1 pseudogene is annotated in these 294 nt (G+C 72.4%); it reads left to right on the top strand.

Annotated elements, in window-relative coordinates:
- Positions 1-275 (top strand): annotated as a pseudogene (locus DEIPI_RS39540) (DNA polymerase III subunit gamma/tau); the annotation flags it as partial.
- Between the last annotated feature and the right edge of the window lie 19 nt (positions 276-294).

The following is a 294-nucleotide window of genomic DNA, read 5'->3' as shown; positions in this document are numbered from 1 at the left end:
CGAGCGCGCCCGCCCCACGACCGCAGGGGTCGTGGCAGGACGTGATGCGCCTCGCGGACGTGAAGCTGCGCGCCTTCCTGAAGCCCGCGCGGGTCGTGCCGGAGCCGGGCGCGCTCGTCGTGACCTTCGACGACCGCAGCAAGTTCCACGCGAAGCAGGTCCTCGACAAGTTCGAGGACGTGGCGGGCCTCGTGGCGCGCGTGTTCGGCGACGTGGACTTCGAGCTCGTCACGCCCGACGGCTCCAAAAAAAGTCGGGGCGTAGCGGCGCCGTAGCCGCGCCCGCCCCGTCCGC

Origin of the sequence: Deinococcus pimensis DSM 21231 (assembly GCF_000519345.1) — a bacterium.
GTDB classification, from domain to species: domain Bacteria; phylum Deinococcota; class Deinococci; order Deinococcales; family Deinococcaceae; genus Deinococcus_A; species Deinococcus_A pimensis.
Note: the sequence above shows the minus strand (reverse complement) of the source record. Positions and strands in the feature narration are given on the sequence as shown.